General features: G+C 62.2%; 14 protein-coding genes and 1 pseudogene. 9 read left to right on the forward strand and 6 right to left on the reverse strand.

Annotated elements, in window-relative coordinates; genetic code table 11:
• Nucleotides 1–25 precede the first annotated feature (25 nt).
• The 6 genes from IVB05_RS03725 (at nucleotide 26) to IVB05_RS03750 (ending at nucleotide 6,770) form a co-directional block, all read left to right on the forward strand.
• Nucleotides 26–487 (forward strand): DUF3237 domain-containing protein, encoded by a 462-nt coding sequence (locus IVB05_RS03725; protein WP_247783081.1) that lies wholly within the window; start codon nucleotides 26–28, stop codon nucleotides 485–487.
• Between the two features lie 1,084 nt (nucleotides 488–1,571).
• Nucleotides 1,572–2,372 (forward strand): crotonase/enoyl-CoA hydratase family protein, encoded by an 801-nt coding sequence (locus tag IVB05_RS03730; RefSeq protein ID WP_247783082.1) that lies wholly within the window; start codon nucleotides 1,572–1,574, stop codon nucleotides 2,370–2,372.
• Nucleotide 2,373: 1 nt separating this feature from the next.
• Entirely contained in the window at nucleotides 2,374–4,260 is a 1,887-nt protein-coding gene (locus tag IVB05_RS03735) for a feruloyl-CoA synthase (RefSeq protein ID WP_247783083.1), read from the forward strand.
• Nucleotides 4,261–4,295: 35 nt separating this feature from the next.
• Nucleotides 4,296–5,057: an SDR family NAD(P)-dependent oxidoreductase gene (locus tag IVB05_RS03740; protein WP_247783084.1), complete on the forward strand. Its 762-nt coding sequence runs from the start codon at nucleotides 4,296–4,298 to the stop codon at nucleotides 5,055–5,057.
• A 13-nt stretch (nucleotides 5,058–5,070) separates the two neighbouring features.
• Complete coding sequence (locus tag IVB05_RS03745; RefSeq protein ID WP_247783086.1) at nucleotides 5,071–5,490, forward strand: thioesterase family protein; 420 nt, start codon at nucleotides 5,071–5,073, stop codon at nucleotides 5,488–5,490.
• A gap of 128 nt (nucleotides 5,491–5,618) precedes the next feature.
• Nucleotides 5,619–6,770: an ABC transporter substrate-binding protein gene (locus tag IVB05_RS03750; RefSeq protein ID WP_247783087.1), complete on the forward strand. Its 1,152-nt coding sequence runs from the start codon at nucleotides 5,619–5,621 to the stop codon at nucleotides 6,768–6,770.
• 124 nt (nucleotides 6,771–6,894) lie between these two features.
• Here IVB05_RS03750 and IVB05_RS03755 read toward each other — a convergent pair whose 3' ends face one another.
• The 4 genes and pseudogenes from IVB05_RS03755 to IVB05_RS03770 form a co-directional block, all read right to left on the reverse strand.
• Nucleotides 6,895–9,468, reverse strand: coding sequence for an EAL domain-containing protein (locus IVB05_RS03755; protein ID WP_247783088.1), 2,574 nt, complete (start codon nucleotides 9,466–9,468; stop codon nucleotides 6,895–6,897).
• Between the two features lie 265 nt (nucleotides 9,469–9,733).
• Nucleotides 9,734–10,691 (reverse strand): annotated as a pseudogene (gene pip, locus IVB05_RS03760) (prolyl aminopeptidase).
• Between the two features lie 189 nt (nucleotides 10,692–10,880).
• A complete protein-coding gene (gene groL / locus IVB05_RS03765) occupies nucleotides 10,881–12,527 on the reverse strand; it encodes a chaperonin GroEL (RefSeq protein WP_247783089.1) in 1,647 nt (548 codons plus the stop codon).
• Between the two features lie 137 nt (nucleotides 12,528–12,664).
• Nucleotides 12,665–12,982 carry a co-chaperone GroES gene (locus IVB05_RS03770; RefSeq protein ID WP_108514357.1) on the reverse strand — a complete coding sequence of 106 codons (318 nt, stop codon included), beginning with the start codon at nucleotides 12,980–12,982 and terminating at the stop codon, nucleotides 12,665–12,667.
• A 273-nt stretch (nucleotides 12,983–13,255) separates the two neighbouring features.
• Here IVB05_RS03770 and IVB05_RS03775 point away from each other — a divergent pair, with 273 nt between their 5' ends.
• From IVB05_RS03775 to IVB05_RS03785, 3 genes are all read left to right on the forward strand, one after another.
• Entirely contained in the window at nucleotides 13,256–13,540 is a 285-nt protein-coding gene (locus IVB05_RS03775; protein ID WP_247783090.1) for an usg protein, read from the forward strand.
• 217 nt (nucleotides 13,541–13,757) lie between these two features.
• Nucleotides 13,758–13,919 carry a hypothetical protein gene (locus IVB05_RS03780; RefSeq protein WP_247783091.1) on the forward strand — a complete coding sequence of 54 codons (162 nt, stop codon included), beginning with the start codon at nucleotides 13,758–13,760 and terminating at the stop codon, nucleotides 13,917–13,919.
• 748 nt (nucleotides 13,920–14,667) lie between these two features.
• Complete coding sequence (locus IVB05_RS03785) at nucleotides 14,668–14,871, forward strand: cold-shock protein (RefSeq protein ID WP_074278830.1); 204 nt, start codon at nucleotides 14,668–14,670, stop codon at nucleotides 14,869–14,871.
• Between the two features lie 152 nt (nucleotides 14,872–15,023).
• On the opposite strand, the gene IVB05_RS03790 is transcribed toward IVB05_RS03785, so the two are convergent.
• Both IVB05_RS03790 and IVB05_RS03795 read right to left on the reverse strand, forming a co-directional pair.
• A complete protein-coding gene (locus IVB05_RS03790; RefSeq protein ID WP_247783092.1) occupies nucleotides 15,024–15,755 on the reverse strand; it encodes an ABC transporter ATP-binding protein in 732 nt (243 codons plus the stop codon).
• Entirely contained in the window at nucleotides 15,752–17,521 is a 1,770-nt protein-coding gene (locus IVB05_RS03795; protein WP_247783093.1) for a branched-chain amino acid ABC transporter ATP-binding protein/permease, read from the reverse strand. The genes IVB05_RS03790 and IVB05_RS03795 overlap by 4 nt, the downstream gene beginning before the upstream one ends.
• Nucleotides 17,522–17,523: the final 2 nt, after the last annotated feature.

Here is a 17,523-nt window from a genome sequence, read left to right on the forward strand (position 1 = left end):
ATGCTCACACTTTAGGGTTCTTCCGATGACCCCGCAGCTTTCGACCAGATACGTCTTCACCATCACCGCCCGGATCGGCGAGGTGACCTCGGCGGGCGAGATCGGCACCGGCGTGCGCCGGATCATTCCGATCATCGGCGGCGAGGTGAAAGGCGAGGGGATCAACGGCAAGGTCTGCGCGTTCGGCGCCGACTTCCAGATCATCCGCCCAAACGAACTGATCGAGCTGGAAGCGAAATACGCCTTCGAGACCGACGACGGCGCGGTGGTCTATGTCGAGAACAAGGGCCTGCGCTTCGGCCCGGTCGACTTGCTGCAGAAGCTGAAGCGCGGCGAGCCGGTGGACCCAAAACTGATCTATTGCCGCACCGTGCCGCGGTTCGAGACCGGGGCCGCAAAATACCGCTGGCTGATGGAAAACCTGTTCATCGGCTCCGCCGCCCGCCACGCCGACCGGGTGGTGATCGACGTGCATCAGGTGCTTTGAGTTTTTTTGGGGCCGTAGGGTGGGCAAAGCGAAGCGTGCCCACCATTCAGTGGAATGCTGTTGATGGATGGTGGGCACGGCGCAAGTGCGCCTTTGCCCACCCTACGATCCCTTCGCTGCGCTCGCAATGACGTGGAGGGAGGCGTGCGCGTTCAGGCGATTTTCCGCAATGGTTTCAAGCTGATTTGCCCCGTCCAGTCTCGGCTGCAAAAATAATCCGCTTCGCCGCCACCCCAAATCAGTCCTACAAACCGGGCATCCCGTCCCGAGAAGAGGGGCGTTGGCCATCGTCACGAACGTTGGGACGGGTTGCGGTGGACGCGGCAGCGTCAGGCGCGAGAGGCTGTTCGCAGGGCGGTTATCCGTGAGCGAGCACCGCGCGCAGGACGTACGGCGCTGAAGCGTACGGCAAAACCGTGTGGTCCCGACACCCGTGGCTGGTGCCAAGCTGCCGGTGGCGACTTCGATCCAACCGGATCGATTGAGCCATCAAGCCGGCAGTGATGGAGGCAAGACGAATTCGTCTCCAGGGAGAGCGCGGCATAAGCCGTCAAACCATTGCGCAGGGAATGCCGGAGTGCTCCGGCTGTACCTGTATGCTCGTGTGCGCACTTCCTCGTGCACATTGCACACGAGACCGCGGGTGCAGCAAGCACCCGGCATTCCCTGCTCCCTCTCAGGAGGGACAAGGTTCATGCAAACCTCGGGCTCATTGAGCCGCGAGAACGCAGATGCACATTCAGTTGTCGTCACCCGCCTTGTGCGCAATTGCGCACTGGGGCGGGTGACCCAGTATTCCAGAGACGCCAGTGATAAAACCGATAGGCCGCGGCGTACTGGGTACCCCGCCTTCGCGGGGTACGACGACCTTATGCTGCGCTGTTATCTACCCGTCATTGCGAGCCAACGGGTCGCGCGAATGCGCGCCCCGCGACGAGCGCAATCGCGCTCGCACAGTGATGACAGGCTCCCGCCAAGCAATGACGTGGAACGAGCGATACCAGAACCTCCCGGACAGCCGCCTTGACTCCTCCCAAAATCGTTATAAAATATAACTATTCTCGACAGGAAATAATACACGCCCATGGGAAACGCCTCCACCGCCGCTGCGGGTCAATCCGACCTGCTCAAGATCGAGCAGAAGGGCGCGGTGCTGACCGTGGGCCTCAACCGCCCGGCCAAGCGCAATGCGCTCAACGACGGCATCATCCTCGCGATCCAGGATTGCTTCTCCAATCTCCCCGAGGGGACCGGCGCCGTGGTCATCCATGGCGTCGGCGACCATTTCTCCTCCGGCCTCGATCTGTCCGAACTGACCGAGCACGACGCCACCGAGGGCCTGCGGCACTCGCAGATGTGGCACCGGGTATTCGACCGCATCCAGTATAGCCGCGTCCCCGTGATCGCGGCGCTGAAGGGCGCGGTGATCGGCGGCGGCCTGGAACTGGCCTGCGCGGCGCATATCCGCGTCGCCGAACCGTCAGCCTATTTCGCGTTGCCCGAGGGCCAGCGCGGCATTTTCGTCGGTGGCGGCGGATCGGTGCGGCTGCCGCGGCTGATCGGCGTGGCGCGGATGATCGACATGATGCTGACGGGGCGGGTCTATTCGGCCACTGAAGGCTCGGCCTATGGTTTCTCGCAATACCTCACGGACGCCGACGGCGCGCTGCCGAAGGCGCTGGAACTCGCCGAAAGAGTGGCTGCGAACGCGCCGCTGACCAATTTTGCGGTGCTGCAGGCGTTGCCGATGATCGCGGAGGCCAATCCGCAGGCCGGCCTGCTGATGGAATCCTTGATGGCGACGGTGGCGCAGAGCGACAAAGAGGCCAAGCGCCGCATTCGCGCGTTTCTCGACCACAAGACCGCAAAGGTGAAGCCGACCTGACATGAGCGCCAAGCCCAGCATGTCCGCCTCGACCGATTCAGCCGCGCGCGCCGATCATCCGCTGCGCCCGATCTCGTTCGGCACGCCCGCGGTGCATGTCGAGCGCCGCGACGACGGCACCATCTACCTGCGCCCGAAAGCGCAGCTGCTCGACTATCCCGTGCGCATCACCGACCGCCTGCATCATTGGGCCGCGGCCGCGCCCGATCGGATTTTCATGGCGGAGCGGAACGCGGCACGGGGCTGGCGGCAGATCACCTATGCGGAGCTGCTCGCCTCCTCGCGGCACATCGCGTCCGCGCTGCTGGCGCGTGGCCTTTCCGCCGAGAAGCCGGTCGTCATTCTCTCCGGCAACTCGATCGATCATGTGCTGATCGCGTTCGGCGCGCTCTATGCCGGCATTCCCTTCTGTCCGGTGTCGCCGGCCTATTCGCTGGTGTCGCGCGACTACGGCAAGCTCGGCTATCTGATGAAGCTGTTGACGCCGGGCCTCGTGTTCACCGACGACGCCACGAAATTCGCCGATGCGCTGGCCGCCAATGTATCGTTCGGCACCGAAATCGCGGCGTCGCGCGGCGCCGTGCCCGGCCGCGACGTCACCGCGCTGGCGGATCTGATGGCGACCCCATTGCATCCCCGCCTCGACGCGGTGCACGAGACCATCGGCCCCGATACGATCGCAAAATTCCTGCTGACGTCGGGTTCGACGGGCAACCCGAAGGCGGTCATCAACACCCAGCGCATGATCTGCGCCAACCAGGTGATGCTGCGTGAGACGCTGGCGTTCCTGAAGGATGAGCCGCCTGTTATCGTCGACTGGCTGCCTTGGAATCACACGTTTGGCGGCAATCACAATATCGGGCTGACGCTGTACAATGGCGGCTCGATGTATCTCGACGAGGGCAAGCCGATGCCCGGCGGCATCGAGGAGACCGTGCGCAATCTTCAGGAGATTTCGCCGACCGTCTATTTCAACGTGCCCAAGGGCTACGAATCGCTGTTGCCCTATCTGCGCGACGATGGGGCCTTGCGCAAAAAATTCTTTGCTCGCCTCCATGCGATGTTCTTCTCAGGCGCCGCGCTGTCGGCCTTCGTCTGGAATAGCCTCGACGAACTTTCGGTTCAGGAAACCGGCTATCGCGTGCCGATGCTGACCGGCCTCGGCGCCACCGAGACCGCGCCGTTCTTCATGTCGGTCAATCCGCACACCAGCCGCTCCGGCCATGTCGGGCTGCCGGTGCTGGGCAATGATGCCAAACTCGTGCCCAACAATGGCAAGCTCGAAGTTCGCGCCAAAGGGCCGAACGTGATGCCGGGCTATTGGCGTCAGCCGGATATGACCGCGAAGGCCTTCGATGAGGAAGGCTTCTACAAAATGGGCGACGCGCTGAAGCCGGTCGACCCCGATAATTTCGACGCCGGTTTCGACTTCGATGGCCGCACCGGCGAAGACTTCAAGCTCGCCAGCGGCACCTGGGTCAGTGTTGGACCGTTGCGGGCGCGCTTCGTTGCGACCTGCGCGCCGCTGGTGCGCGACGTCGTCATTGCCGGCATCAACCGCGACGAAATATCGGCGCTGGTGGTGCTCGACCTCGACGGTTGCCGCCTGATCAATCCAACGCTTCCGCCTGACGACATTGCCACTGCTGCGTCCGACCCGCTGATCGTTGCGGCCTTCCGCGAACGCTTCCAGCAGCTGGTGGCTGGCGCCACGGGTTCGTCGACCCGGATCACGCGCGCGGTGCTGCTCGACAGGCCGCTGTCGATCGATCGCGGCGAGGTCACCGACAAGGGCTCGATCAACCAGCGCGCGGTGCTGGAAAATCGCAGCGCGCTGATCGAGGAGATTTATTCGCCCGCGCCGCCGGCGCAGGTGATTACGCTGTAACCGAATTCGAACAAGAGTTAGTCAGGGAGAACGCCATGCAGTTGAAGGACCAGGCCGCCATCGTCACCGGGGGTGCATCGGGATTGGGCGCTGCGACCGCGCGCCGGCTCGCGGCGCAGGGCGCCAAGGTCGCCGTCTGCGATCTCAACGCCGCGCTCGCGGAAACCGTTGCCGCCGAGATCGGCGGCACAGCCGTAATCTGCGACGTCTCCGATGCGGCTTCGGCGGAAGCCGCGATCGCCAAGGCTGCGGCGGCCCACGGCCCGGCGCGCGTGCTGGTGAATTGCGCCGGCATCGGCGTTGCCAAGCGCGTGATCGGCAAGGAAGGCCCGATGGCGCTCGGCGACTTCGACAAGGTGATCAAGGTCAACCTGATCGGATCCTTCAACATGCTGCGGCTGGCAACGGCCGGCATGTCGAAGCTGGAGCCGCTTGCAACCGGCGAGCGCGGCGTCGTGATCTCTACTGCCTCGGTCGCGGCCTATGACGGCCAGATCGGTCAGTCGGCCTATTCGGCCTCGAAGGGCGGCATCGTCGCCATGACGCTGCCGATCGCGCGCGAACTGGCGCAGTTCGGCATTCGCGTGCTGACGATCGCGCCGGGCCTGTTCCTCACGCCCTTGCTCGCCAATCTGCCGCAGGAGGCGCAGGACTCGCTTGCTGCCTCGATCCCGTTTCCGCGCAGGCTCGGTCAGGCCGATGAGTTCGCCTCGCTGGCGCTGCACATGATCGACAACCCTTATCTGAACGGCGAAGTGGTGCGGCTCGATGCCGCGCTTCGCATGGCACCGCGCTAGGATATTGCAATCCATGTTCGTCAACCGGCGCGACGTGCAGATCCAGTGGGGCGATTGCGACCCCGCCAACATCGTTTACTATCCGCGTTATTTCGCAATGTTCGACGATTCGACCTCGATCATGTTCGAAGCGGCCGGTTACTCGAAGCAGGACCTCATCCACAAATATGGCCTGGTCGGCATACCCATGGTGGATACGCGGGCGAAATTCCACATTCCCTCGACCCATGGCGACTGGATCAGAATCGAAAGCCGGATCGACAGCTTCAAGCGGTCGAGCTTCGAGGTAGTTCACAACGTGTTCAAGGGAGAGGCGTTGGCGATCGAGGCGTTCGAGACCCGCGTGCTGGTCGGCAAGCATCCGGACGATCCTGCGAAGCTCAAATCGGCCCCGATGCCACCGGAGATCATCGAGCGATTCATGCGGGGCTGACGAGGCCTCCTCGGGGCTGACTCAGTCCCCTCGGGGCTGACTCAGTCCCCCGCATGACCTAAAGAAGGGGCTGATTAGCCCACGGGACTTTGCTTAAAGCGATCAATAGATAATCCAGGGAGGAATGAATGAAGAAGGCTTTTTTGTCCGCTGCGTCTGTCGTAGCGGCCCTCGCTTTGCCGGGCTTGCCGGCCATGGCGCAAACCAACGAGATCACGGTCGGCATTTCCATCACCACCACCGGCCCCGCCGCGGCGCTCGGCATTCCCGAACGTAACTCGCTCGACTTCGTGCCGAAGGAAATCGGCGGCGTGCCGATCAAGATCATCACGCTCGACGACGGTGGCGATCCGACTACCGCCACCACCAACACGCGGCGCTTCGTCACCGAGTCGAAGGCCGACATCATCATGGGCTCCTCGACGACGCCTTCGACGGTCGCGGTTGCGACGGTGGCGAACGAGGCCGGCATTCCGCATATCGGTCTCGCGCCGTTCCCGATCACCGAAGCGCGCATCAAGTGGTCGGTCGCCATGCCGCAGCCTATACCGATCATGGGCAAGGTGCTGTACGAGCATATGAAGGCGCATGGCATCAAGTCTGTGGGCTATATCGGCTACTCCGACTCCTACGGCGATCTCTGGTTCAACGATTTCAAGAACCAGGCGATCCCGATGGGAATGACGCTCGCTACCGAGGAACGTTTTGCACGTCCGGATACGTCGGTCGCGGGACAGGTTCTAAAACTCCTCGCCGCCAATCCGGACGCGATTCTCGTCGGCGCCTCCGGCACCGCCGCGGCGCTGCCGCAGACCACGCTGCGCGAGCGCGGCTACAAAGGCCTGATCTACCAGACCCATGGCGCAGCCAGCATGGACTTCATCCGCATCGCCGGTGCGGCCGCTGAAGGTGTTATCATGGCGTCCGGTCCGGTGATGTCGCCGGAAACCCAGTCCGACAGCGCGTTGACCAAGAAGCCGGGCCTCGCGCTCAACACCGCCTATGAAGCCAAGTATGGCGCCAACAGCCGCAGCCAGTTCGCCGGCCATTCCTACGACGCCTTCGAAGTGTTGAAGCGCGTGGTGCCGGTGGCGCTGAAGACGGCAAAACCGGGCACCCCGGAATTCCGCGAGGCGATCCGCCAGGCGCTGCTCACGGAGAAGGAAATCGCGGCCAGCCAGGGCGTCTACAACTTCACCGAAAAGGATCGCTACGGCCTCGACGACCGCTCGCGCATCATTTTGACGGTGAAGGACGGAAAGTACATCCCGGCGAAGTGAGGGGGCGCGGTCTGTAGGGTGGGCAAAGCGTAAGCGTGCCCACCATAGGCCGGTGAAGAGGAGAGATGGTGGGCACGGCGCATGCGCGCCTTTGCCCACCCTACGGAAGCCGGAGACTGTTCATCTAACCGCCGGTGGAAGCGATCAGCAGCGACGGCGTCGGCTGCGAACGGGCCTCGTCGACGCATCTGCGCATCATCCGCGCTTGCTCGGCGACATGGTCGAGCAGCCATCGCTCGAACGCTTCGGGCGACATCGCAGGCGCGCAGAGATATCCCTGCACGACGTCGCATCCAAGTTCGGCCAATAGCTTGCGTTGCCCCTCAGTTTCGACGCCCTCGGCGACCACGGCCATTTTCAGGCTCTGGCCGACACGGACCACGGCGGTGGCGATCGCGAGCGCGCTGGCGTCGCGCTCGATGTTGCGCATGAAGCTGCGGTCGATCTTCAATTCGCGGATCGGCAAATGCGCCAGCCGGCTCAGGCTCGAATACCCCGTTCCGAAATCGTCCAGCGACAGGCCGACGCCGAGCTTGCGGATCGCATTCATGGTCTCGATCGCGGCGGAACGCTCGTTCACGAGCACGCCTTCGGTGATCTCGAGCATCAATGCTTCGGGCGGCAGGCCATTGGCCGCGATGGTCTCTGCCACCACCGCCGCAAGCTTCGCATTCTGGAAATTGAGCGGCGACAAATTGACCGCCACGCAGGGGACATCCAGTCCGGCATGGCGCCACGCGGCCATTTGCCGGCATGCTTCGCGGATCGACCACAGGCCGATCTGCTCGATCAGGCCGACTTCCTCGGCCAGCGGGATGAATTTCGAAGGCGGGACTTCACCGAGATCAGGATCGTGCCAGCGCGACAGCGCTTCGACGCCGTAGAGGGCGCCGTCGACGGTTCGGGTCTGCGGTTGATAGACGAGCCTCAACCGGTCATTGGCGATGGCCTGGCGCAGCGCCGCACTGAATACGAGCCGCTGCTCGGCAAGCCGGTTCATGTCGGCGCTGAAGAAGCGGTGGGTGGAGCGGCCCGCCTGCTTGGCCTTGTACATCGCCGCATCGGCCTGCTGTATCAGCGTATCGATATCGGTGGCGTTGTCGGGATAGATGCTGATGCCCATGCTGGCGGAAATCGGCACCTGCCTGTTGTCGATCAACAGCGGCGACGCCAGCGCTTCGGTGATGTTGGAGGCGACCAGCGAGGCGCGAGCCGGATCGCAATTCGGCAACACGATGACGAACTCGTCGCCGCTCAGGCGTCCCAGCAGGTCGGACGGCTGGATGCGGGCGCGCAGTCGTTTTGCAAACTCGACGAGCAGCGCATCGCCGGCCGAGTGCCCGAGCGTATCGTTGACGTCCTTGAAGTGATCGAGATCGAGGAATACCAGCGCGAGTTGCCTCCCCCTGCAATCGTCGATCGCCTGGTTGACCAACTGGCGCAGCTGGGCGCGGTTCGGCAGCCCGGTCAGCATGTCGTGGTAGGCGAGCCGGGCGATCTGGGCGCGCGCCTCCTTTCGCTCGATCGCCAGCGCGCCGAGGTGAACGCTGGCGTCGACGATCCGCTGATGCCAGCGGCTCGGCGCCCGGCATTCCCGGAAATAGAAGGCGAAGGTTCCGATCACGCGGCCGTCCTTGGCCTTGATCGGCGTCGACCAGCAGGCCTTCAGGCCGATCTCGAGCGGCCGCGCCTTGTACGGCTGCCAGCGTGGATCGGTGTCGATATTCTCGGCCAATGCAGGCTTGCCGTAATACGCCGCCGACCCGCATGAGCCGACGTCCGGACCGATGGCGATGCCTTCAAGCGCGCGGCAATAGTCGTCAGGCAGGCTGGGGCCGCCCAGCGGATGCACCAATCCGTCGGAATCGACGTGCAGCACCGAAGCGACGACATCAGGCGCGATGGCTTCGACGCGCCGGCAAAGCCGGTCGGCAATCTCGGTGAGCGGAAGCTCGTCGGCCAGCGCCCCCATGATCAGTTGCTGCAGCGACCTCAGCTGCTTGCTCTCGGTGATGTCGGTCAACAGGGCGAAGATGTACTTGATCCGTCCGCGGGCGTTGCGGAACGGCTTGACCATGGCCGAGACCCAGATTTCATCGCCATTTTTGCCGTAGGCGAGGATTTCCTCCTCGTCGCCGCCGCCGTCGCAGATTCGGCGCCGCAACCTCGCCAGGGTCTTGCGGTCAGTGAGCCGGCCGGCCAGCAACTGGTTGGCCTGCTGCCCCTGGCTTTCCTCAGGCGAGTATCCGAACAGTCCGGAGAACGCAGCATTGGTGTAGATGATTCTCAGCTTGCGATCGGTGAGGACGACGGCGCGATTGGTCTTGTCGGCCACCAGGTTGAGCAGCGCGATCCTCTCGCGTCGTTCGACCTCTGCGGTGATGTCGCGAACAAAGACCATGTAGTTGCTGCGGTCGTCGATCTCGACGCGCGACACCGATAGCGAGGCCCGAAGCCGGCTGCTGTCACTGCGCCGGATCGTGATCTCGGAATCTTGCCTGAGGTCATTGAGCCCGAGACAGCTTGCATCGAGGCCAAGAATCTCCTCGCGGGTGACGCCCCAGATCAACTCGGCCGCAGCGTTGAAATGGCTTACACGCAGGTCGCTGTCGACGATGACGACAGCCTCGCTCGCCTGCTCAAGTGCCGCCAGCAGGAATTCGGTGGTCTCGACCGTGGGGTAATCGGAGGCGCGCATCGTCTGAACCTCGTAACCCGGCAGCCATCGTCGACGCCGGGCGTCGGGCGGAAAATGGCTGCTGTACCACAAGGTTAGAAGGCCGCGAGTGTTCAGGAAGTTGTGCAACTCACAATGAGCGGGTTGGAACTTCCATCATGATTAAGGCTTCGTTAATAAGGGCGGGCGCGAAATCCGCTTTCAGGCGGGACCTAACGCTGACCTCGTCCAAGGCGAAACGACCCATAGGCGAAATATCTGACCAGGTCAGCTTGGTGATAACCGGTCAGACCTGCTGCGCAAAACGATCCGTCGCTTTAATCAGCGCATCAAGAATGCCTGGTTCATCATAGGCGTGGCCAGCGCCCTCGATCAGATGAAAGTCCGCTTGAGGCCACGCCTTGTGCAACTGATACGCATAGCGTGCCGGGCATGGCATGTCGTAGCGGCCATGCACGATCGCGCCTTTGATACCATGGAGCCGGAAAGCATCCCGCAGAATCTGACCTTCCTCAAGCCAGCAGCCATTGGAGAAGTAGTGGTTCTCGAGGCGCGCGAACGCGAGGGCGAAGTGATCGTCGGCGTGCGCGCTCGACAGTTTCTTATTCGGAAGAAGCGTAATCGTTTCGCCTTCCCAAACGCTCCAGGCCCTTGCCGCTTCCAGCCGTATGGTGGGATCGTCGCTTGTCAACCGGCTTGCGATAAGCGGCGATCATATCGTCGCGTTCGGCCTCCGGGATCGGTGCCTGGAAGCAGTCCCATTTTTCGGGAAAAATCTCTGAAACGCCGTGTTGGTAATACCATTCGATCTCGGGCCGAGTGACAGTATAAACGCCGCGCAGGATGAGTTCGGAAACTCGCTCGGGATGCGTCTGCGCGTATGCAAGTGCCAACGTCGACCCCCACGACCCGCCAAAAACAAGCCACTTCTCCACGGTTGCGATTTGACGTAGCCGCTCGATATCGTCGACGAGATGCCACGTCGTATTTGCATTGAGCTCGGCATGCGGTGTCGAGCGTTCGCATCCGCGCTGATCGAATAGCATCACGTCGTAGAGGGTGGGGTTGAATAACCGGCGATGATCTGGAGTAATGCCGCCACCCGGACCACCGTGAAGAAACACGGCTGGTTTACCGCCGGGTTTGCCGCAGCGTTCGTAGTAGATCGTATGGCCGTCGCCGACATCTACAATACCAGCTTTGTACGGCTCAATCGGTGGATAGAGCGTGCGAAGTGGCGTCATTAACTGGCTCGCGAAAATCGACGAAGACATGGTCGGAAATTCGCACTCTTCCAGCCCGCTTGCAACTCGATCCCTTGAGAGCGGTCACCTCCATGCAGCTATTGTCGTCGAGACGGACGTGTCGCTAATGGAGAAAGGCCTGGCATCGCTGCCGGGCCTTTCTTATTGATGTGCTCTGACTGGTTGGACTTAGAAGTCCATACCACCCATGCCGCCCATGCCGCCACCCGCAGGCATGCCGGCGCCTGCGTTCTTCTTCGGCACTTCGGCCACCATGGCTTCGGTGGTGATCAGCAGCGCCGCAACGGAAGCCGCGTTCTGGATCGCCACGCGAACCACCTTGGTCGGGTCGATGATGCCCTTGGAGATCAGGTTGACGTACTCGCCGGTCTGCGAGTCGAAGCCGTAGGAGTACTGCTCCTTCTCCAGGATCTTGCCGACGATCACGGAACCGTCTTCGCCGGCGTTGACCGCGATCTGGCGGGCCGGCGCGGAGAGCGCCTTGCGCACGATCTCGACGCCGGTCTTCTGGTCATCGTTCTTGGTGCGCAGCCCCTTGAGATGCAGGGAGGCACGCAGCAAGGCGACGCCGCCGCCCGGCACGATGCCTTCTTCAACCGCCGCACGGGTCGCATGCATCGCGTCATCCACGCGATCCTTGCGCTCCCTCACCTCGACTTCGGTCGCGCCGCCGACGCGGATCACCGCGACGCCGCCCGCGAGCTTGGCCAGACGCTCCTGCAGCTTCTCACGGTCGTAGTCCGAGGTGGTTTCCTCGATCTGCGCCTTGATCTGCTGAACGCGCGCCTCGATGTCGGCCCTCTTGCCGGCGCCGCTGACGATGGTGGTGTTTTCCTTGTCGATCATCACCTTCTTGGCGCGGCCGAGCATGGCGAGCGTGACATTCTCGAGTTTGATGCCGAGATCTTCCGAGATCGCCTGACCACCGGTCAGAACCGCGATGTCCTGCAGCATGGCCTTGCGGCGATCGCCGAAGCCCGGAGCCTTGACGGCGGCAACCTTCAGACCGCCGCGCAGACGGTTGACAACGAGGGTGGCAAGCGCTTCGCCTTCGACATCTTCCGCTATAATTACAAGCGGCTTGCCGCTCTGCACCACAGCTTCGAGCAAGGGCAGTAATTCATTCAACTGAGATAGCTTCTTTTCGTTGATGAGGACGTAGGCATCTTCCATTTCAACGCGCATCTTGTCGGCGTTGGTGACGAAGTAGGGCGAGATGTAGCCGCGGTCGAACTGCATGCCTTCGACGACCTCGAGTTCGGTCTCAAGCGACTTGGCTTCTTCAACCGTGATGACGCCCTCATTGCCGACCTTCTTCATCGCATCCGCGAGGAACTTGCCGATTTCGACATCGCCATTGGAGGAGATGGTGCCGACCTGGGCGATTTCCTCGTTCGAGGTGACCTTCTTGGAGTTCTTGACGAGGTCGGCGACCACGGCGTCCACTGCCAAGTCGATACCGCGCTTCAGATCCATCGGGTTCATGCCGGCGGCAACCGACTTGGCGCCTTCGCGCACGATGGCTGCGGCCAGCACGGTCGCGGTGGTGGTGCCGTCGCCGGCAGCATCGGCCGCCTTGGAGGCGACTTCGCGCACCATCTGCGCGCCCATGTTCTCGAACTTGTCGTCAAGCTCGATTTCCTTGGCGACGGTGACGCCGTCCTTGGTGATGCGGGGAGCGCCGAACGATTTGTCGAGCACGACGTTGCGGCCCTTCGGACCGAGCGTGACCTTCACCGCGTTGTTGAGAATTTCGACGCCGCGCAACATCCTGTCGCGGGCATCAACGCCGAATTTAACTTCCTTGGCTGACATAATGGTCTCCGTATTCCCAGATCCCAAGGTCCGCGCGACTGGGCGGATTCCTGAGGGATGAGATTTGGATTGCAGGCCTCTTCCTTCGAGACGCCGGCTGCGCCGGCTCCTCAGGATGAGGGAACGGGCTAAAGCGCTTAAGCGGCCTTCTTCTTGGCGGCGGGAACGTCAGTGAGAACGCCCATGATGTCGCTTTCCTTCATGATCAGAAGTTCCTGACCATCGAGCTTGACCTCGGTGCCCGACCACTTGCCGAACAGCACGCGGTCGCCGACCTTGAGGTCGATCGGGATCAGTTTGCCGGCTTCGTCACGGCCGCCCGGACCAACGGCGACGATCTCGCCCTGCGAGGGCTTTTCCTTGGCACTGTCCGGAATGAGGATGCCGCCTGCGGTTTTGTCTTCGGCATCGATGCGCTTGACCACGACGCGGTCGTGGAGCGGACGGAACTTCATGCGATCCTCCATGGCTTTTGTGATTTGTGATTGTTTCTGGATTGGCAGTCGCAATGAGCGAGTGCTAGCCGCTCTTCACATAAGCCTGTGACACTGGGGCACAAGGGCTTCGGCTCACGATGTTTGACTGCGGCCAGAGTTTCTGGAGGAGGGCGACTGCTAGCAGGTGAAGTAACATGCTGCTAGCGCGTTGATTGCTATGACCTATTGAACGTTTTCCTTTTTGGCGAATTGAGAATCACGCGTTACTCTTCAGTTGGGCTGGAGGTTGGCATGGTCGAGAAAGATGCGGTTTCCAAGGATTTCAGGAAGCAGGTCTTAGGCTACGGGCTGACAACAGCGGAAATCGTTTATCGCCGTCCGGATCGGCGCTGGCTGCTGCAAACTTACGTCTGGCAGGACTACGATATGTTTCCGGATTTCCCGGCATTGAAGGATTTCCTCGCGTTCTGGGAAACAAAGCTCGAAGGCCCGCTGTTTGCGGTCACCGTCGCGCACTCCAAACTGATCAAGCCTGCCGAACTACGCGCCGTGGACGGAGTCTTCCGGCTGCATTAACGCCGGCGCTACGAAAATCGCAAAGGCATTGAATCGCACTCCGGGTGCGAAAACAGTAAAAGCGCATATGCATATGTTGGACGTACCGCTTAGCACGAGGGGGTAACTGAAGGCAAAGGTCGCGAAAATTAGCAAGTGGTCTGCCACGTCCACACTTCCCATCCTCCATTCTTAAGCGCACGATGCGCTTCGGTCCATGCCCTCAGAGGAGGTAGCTATGGAACATCAATTTTTCATTCGCCGGCAAAACCTTAAGCTCTATCGCAGTCTCGTGGCTGCATCGGAAGCGGCGGCAGCGAAAGCTGACGCGCGGCAGGAGAAGCTTTTAAAGCTACTGGCAGAGGAAGTAGCGAGCGAACCGCCGCCCAGAAAGAACTAAGGCGCTTGATGCCGGCATGAGTGGCTTAACCTGTCAAAAACAATTAGGAGCGGCTACGGCGAAAGATCCATCTCTAGTGGCAAGTTTAGTTTGCCGTCTTTCCGGACTTCGGCAATTCCCTTCGCGGCATTGCCGAACATGCAGGGCATTGTTGGCGCCGCGATCGCGGACATTTCGATTTCAATCAGGGACCCTTTGCGGGCGCTAGTCCTTCAAGTATTACAAAATCCGAAGGTTCACGCCGGCGCGCCTTACCTGGGTGGGTGCAAATCGCCTTGAAGCCAGCGTCCAAGGGACTTGGACTTCATAGGGTCTTCATATGCGGCAAGGGTCGTATGTACGTGGTTGCAGATGGCGCATTCAAAGGTATGCAAGTCGACGCCCGGGCGTGCTTGCTCGATACTGACGAGCATCATCGGGGCCTTGCACTTCGGACAAGCGGGGCGCTCAATTGCAACGAATGGAATGACGGACGACAGGCGTTGAGACTGGGGCATGATGCTTCCCTCGAATAGGCGGGAGCGCAACACTCTCTGTCACCGGTAATGCCCAGGAGGCGGAGCGGTGATTGTCCGAGTATGCGCCTCCAGGGAACTCAAAAGCGAGTTAATTCGCCGATATTTGGAAGGAAGGGCAGGCACCAGCCCATAGTTCGGGCCCCGCCGGCTCACCCCCGGCGGGTTTTGCTTGCCTTCTAGATCGGCACGAGGTTGTCTCTAGGTCCTATCGGATATGGGAGACGACCAAGGTGGCAACCGGAACGGTGAAGTGGTTCAACGCGACAAAGGGCTATGGATTCATTCAGCCCGATAACGGCAGCAAGGATGTGTTCGTGCACATCTCCGCGGTCGAGAAAGCTGGGCTCAGCACACTCAATGAGGGTGCAAAGGTCAGCTATGAGGAAGTGCCCAACAAGGGGAAGACGTCGGCGGAGAATTTGAGGGTCGGTTGACTTCGGAAGGGCATGGCGAAGCCCGCCGGCTCGTCGGAGGGGACGCGCGGTTCGCTGCGCCGGGTTCGGACATCACGCGATTTCCAACCTGAGTCCGGAATGCGCACCAAAGCGGACGTCCACCGACCACTCTGAACTTATGGGGTCACCCTCTAGATCTCGCTCGCGCCCTCGTGCTGGAAGCCGAGATAGCTCGCGGCGACGCGCTGGTTGGACGCAATGTCTTTGGCCGATCCGGACAGGATGAACTCGCCGAGTTCCATGACATAGGCGCGGTCGGCGATTTGCAGGGCCGCCTTTGCGTTCTGCTCGACCAGCAGCACCGAGACGCCGGCGGCGCGCAGTTCGCCGATGGTGCGGAAGATGTCGGCGACGATGATCGGGGCGAGGCCGAGGCTCGGTTCGTCCAGCATCAACAGTTTTGGCGCGCCCATCAATGCGCGGCCCATCGCCAGCATCTGCTGCTCGCCGCCCGACAGCGTGCCGGCCAGCTGCTTGCGCCGCTCCTTCAGCCGCGGAAACAGCGTATAGACGCGCTCGAACGATCTTGCTGCCGTTGCCTTTGGAATCCGGAAGGCGCCGAGCTCCAGATTGTCCTCGACATTCATCGTGCTGAACAATTCGCGGTGCTCGGGCACCAGACACAAGCCCGCGGCGACGCGATCCTCAATGTCGAGCGGGGCCATGTCCAGGCCTGCGAAGGCGGTGGCGCCCTTGAGCGGCAGCACGCCCATGATGGCGTTCAGCAGCGTGGTCTTGCCGGCGCCGTTGGCGCCGATGATGGTGACGATCTCGTTGTCGGCGACGTCGAGCGACACCGAACGCACGGCTTCGACCTTGCCGTAGGAAACATGCGCGTCGGAGACCGATAACAGCGCACTCATGCGGTAGCTCCGAGATAGGCCTTGATCACATCGGGATTGGTCTTGATCGCAGCCGGCGTGCCCTCGGCGATCTTGGTGCCGAAATCCAGCACGACGATGCGGTCGGCGAGATCCATCACAAAACCCATGTCGTGCTCGACCAGCAGCACCGACATGCCGCCGTCGCGCAATTGCCGGAGTAGCGCAGCGAGCCGCTGCTTCTCCATGTGGCGCAATCCTGCGGCCGGCTCGTCGAGCAGCAGCAGCAATGGATCGACACACAGCGCGCGTGCAATCTCGACGATGCGCTGCTGGCCGAGCGACAGGCTTCCCGCCAGTTGGTCGATCTGGTCGCCGAGGCCGACGCGCTCGATCTGGCGCGCGGCTTCCGCCAGCAGTTTTGCCTCGTCGGCCCGGTCCAGCCGGAACATGCTTGATATCGCGCCGGAAGACCCGCGCAGATGCGCGCCGATCGCGACGTTTTCCAGCACGGTCATGTCGGGCACCAGCTTGACGTGCTGGAACGTGCGTGCGACGCCGAGTTTCACCACTTCCTGCGGCGGGGCGTTATCGACCTTGTGGCCGAGCACCGAGATGGTGCCGCCGGTTGTCGTCAGCACGCCCGTGATCAGGTTGAAGGTCGTGCTCTTGCCGGCGCCGTTGGGGCCGATCAGGGCGACGATCTCGCGGGCCTGGACGTCGAACGAGACGTCGTTAACGGCAATCACGCCGCCGAACTGCTTGCGCGCTTTCTCGATCTGCAGCAGCGCGGCGGATGAAGCCGGTGCGCGCTCGCGCTTGACAAGGGGAAGCGACGTATCGGGCACCTTGCGGCCCGGCTTGAGCGGCAACCTTGCCATCAGCCAGGGCCAGACGCCGGTCGGCGCCAGTTGCAGCAAAACGACCAGCAGGATGCCGAACACGATGGTTTCGAGCTGGCTCTGGCCGCCAAAGATGTAGGGCAGGTAGCTCTGCAGCACCTCTTTCAGGATGACGACAATTCCGGCCCCGAGCACCGCGCCCCAGACATAGCCGGCGCCGCCGACCACCGCGATGAACAGATACTCGATGCCGGCCTGCGCGCCGAACGGCGTCGGATTGGCGGCGCGCTGGAAATGCGCGTAGAGCCAGCCGGACAGGCCCGCGAGAACCGCCGCGTAGATGAACACCAGAAGCTTGGCGCGTGGCGTCTGCACGCCGAACGCTTCGCCGGCGATGTGTCCGCGCCGCAGCGCGCGGATCGCGCGGCCGGTGCGGGAGTCCAGCAGGTTCATGGTCAGCAATGCCGAGATCAGGACTCCGATCCAGATCGCGAAATAGATCGTGCCGGGATCGAGCATTTTGAAATTGCCGATCGAGAGCGGCGGGATGCCCGAGATGCCGTCATTGCGGCCGAGGAATTCCAGCTTGCTGAACAGATAGAACAGGCCGATGCCCCAGGCGATGGTGCCAAGCGGCAGATAGTGGCCGGACAGCCGCACCGTGACGATGCCGAGCAGGACGGCCGCCACGCCGCTGACGAGCAGCGAGAGCGGCAACGTCAGCCACGGCGAAAAACCGTAGGCAGTCGTCAGCACCGCTGTGGTGTAAGCGCCGAAGCCGCAAAACGCGGCCTGGCCGAACGAGGTGAGGCCGCCGACGCCGGTCAGGAGCACCAGCCCCATCGCCACCAGGGCTGCGAGGCCGATATTGTTGAGCAGCACGATCCAGAACGGCGGCACGCCCGGAATGAACGGGATCGCCGCCATGACAGCTGCGAAGATGATGAGAGGGGTTCGTTGATTCATCG

Origin of the sequence: Bradyrhizobium sp. 170, from assembly GCF_023101085.1 — a bacterium.
Classification (GTDB): Bacteria; Pseudomonadota; Alphaproteobacteria; order Rhizobiales; family Xanthobacteraceae; genus Bradyrhizobium.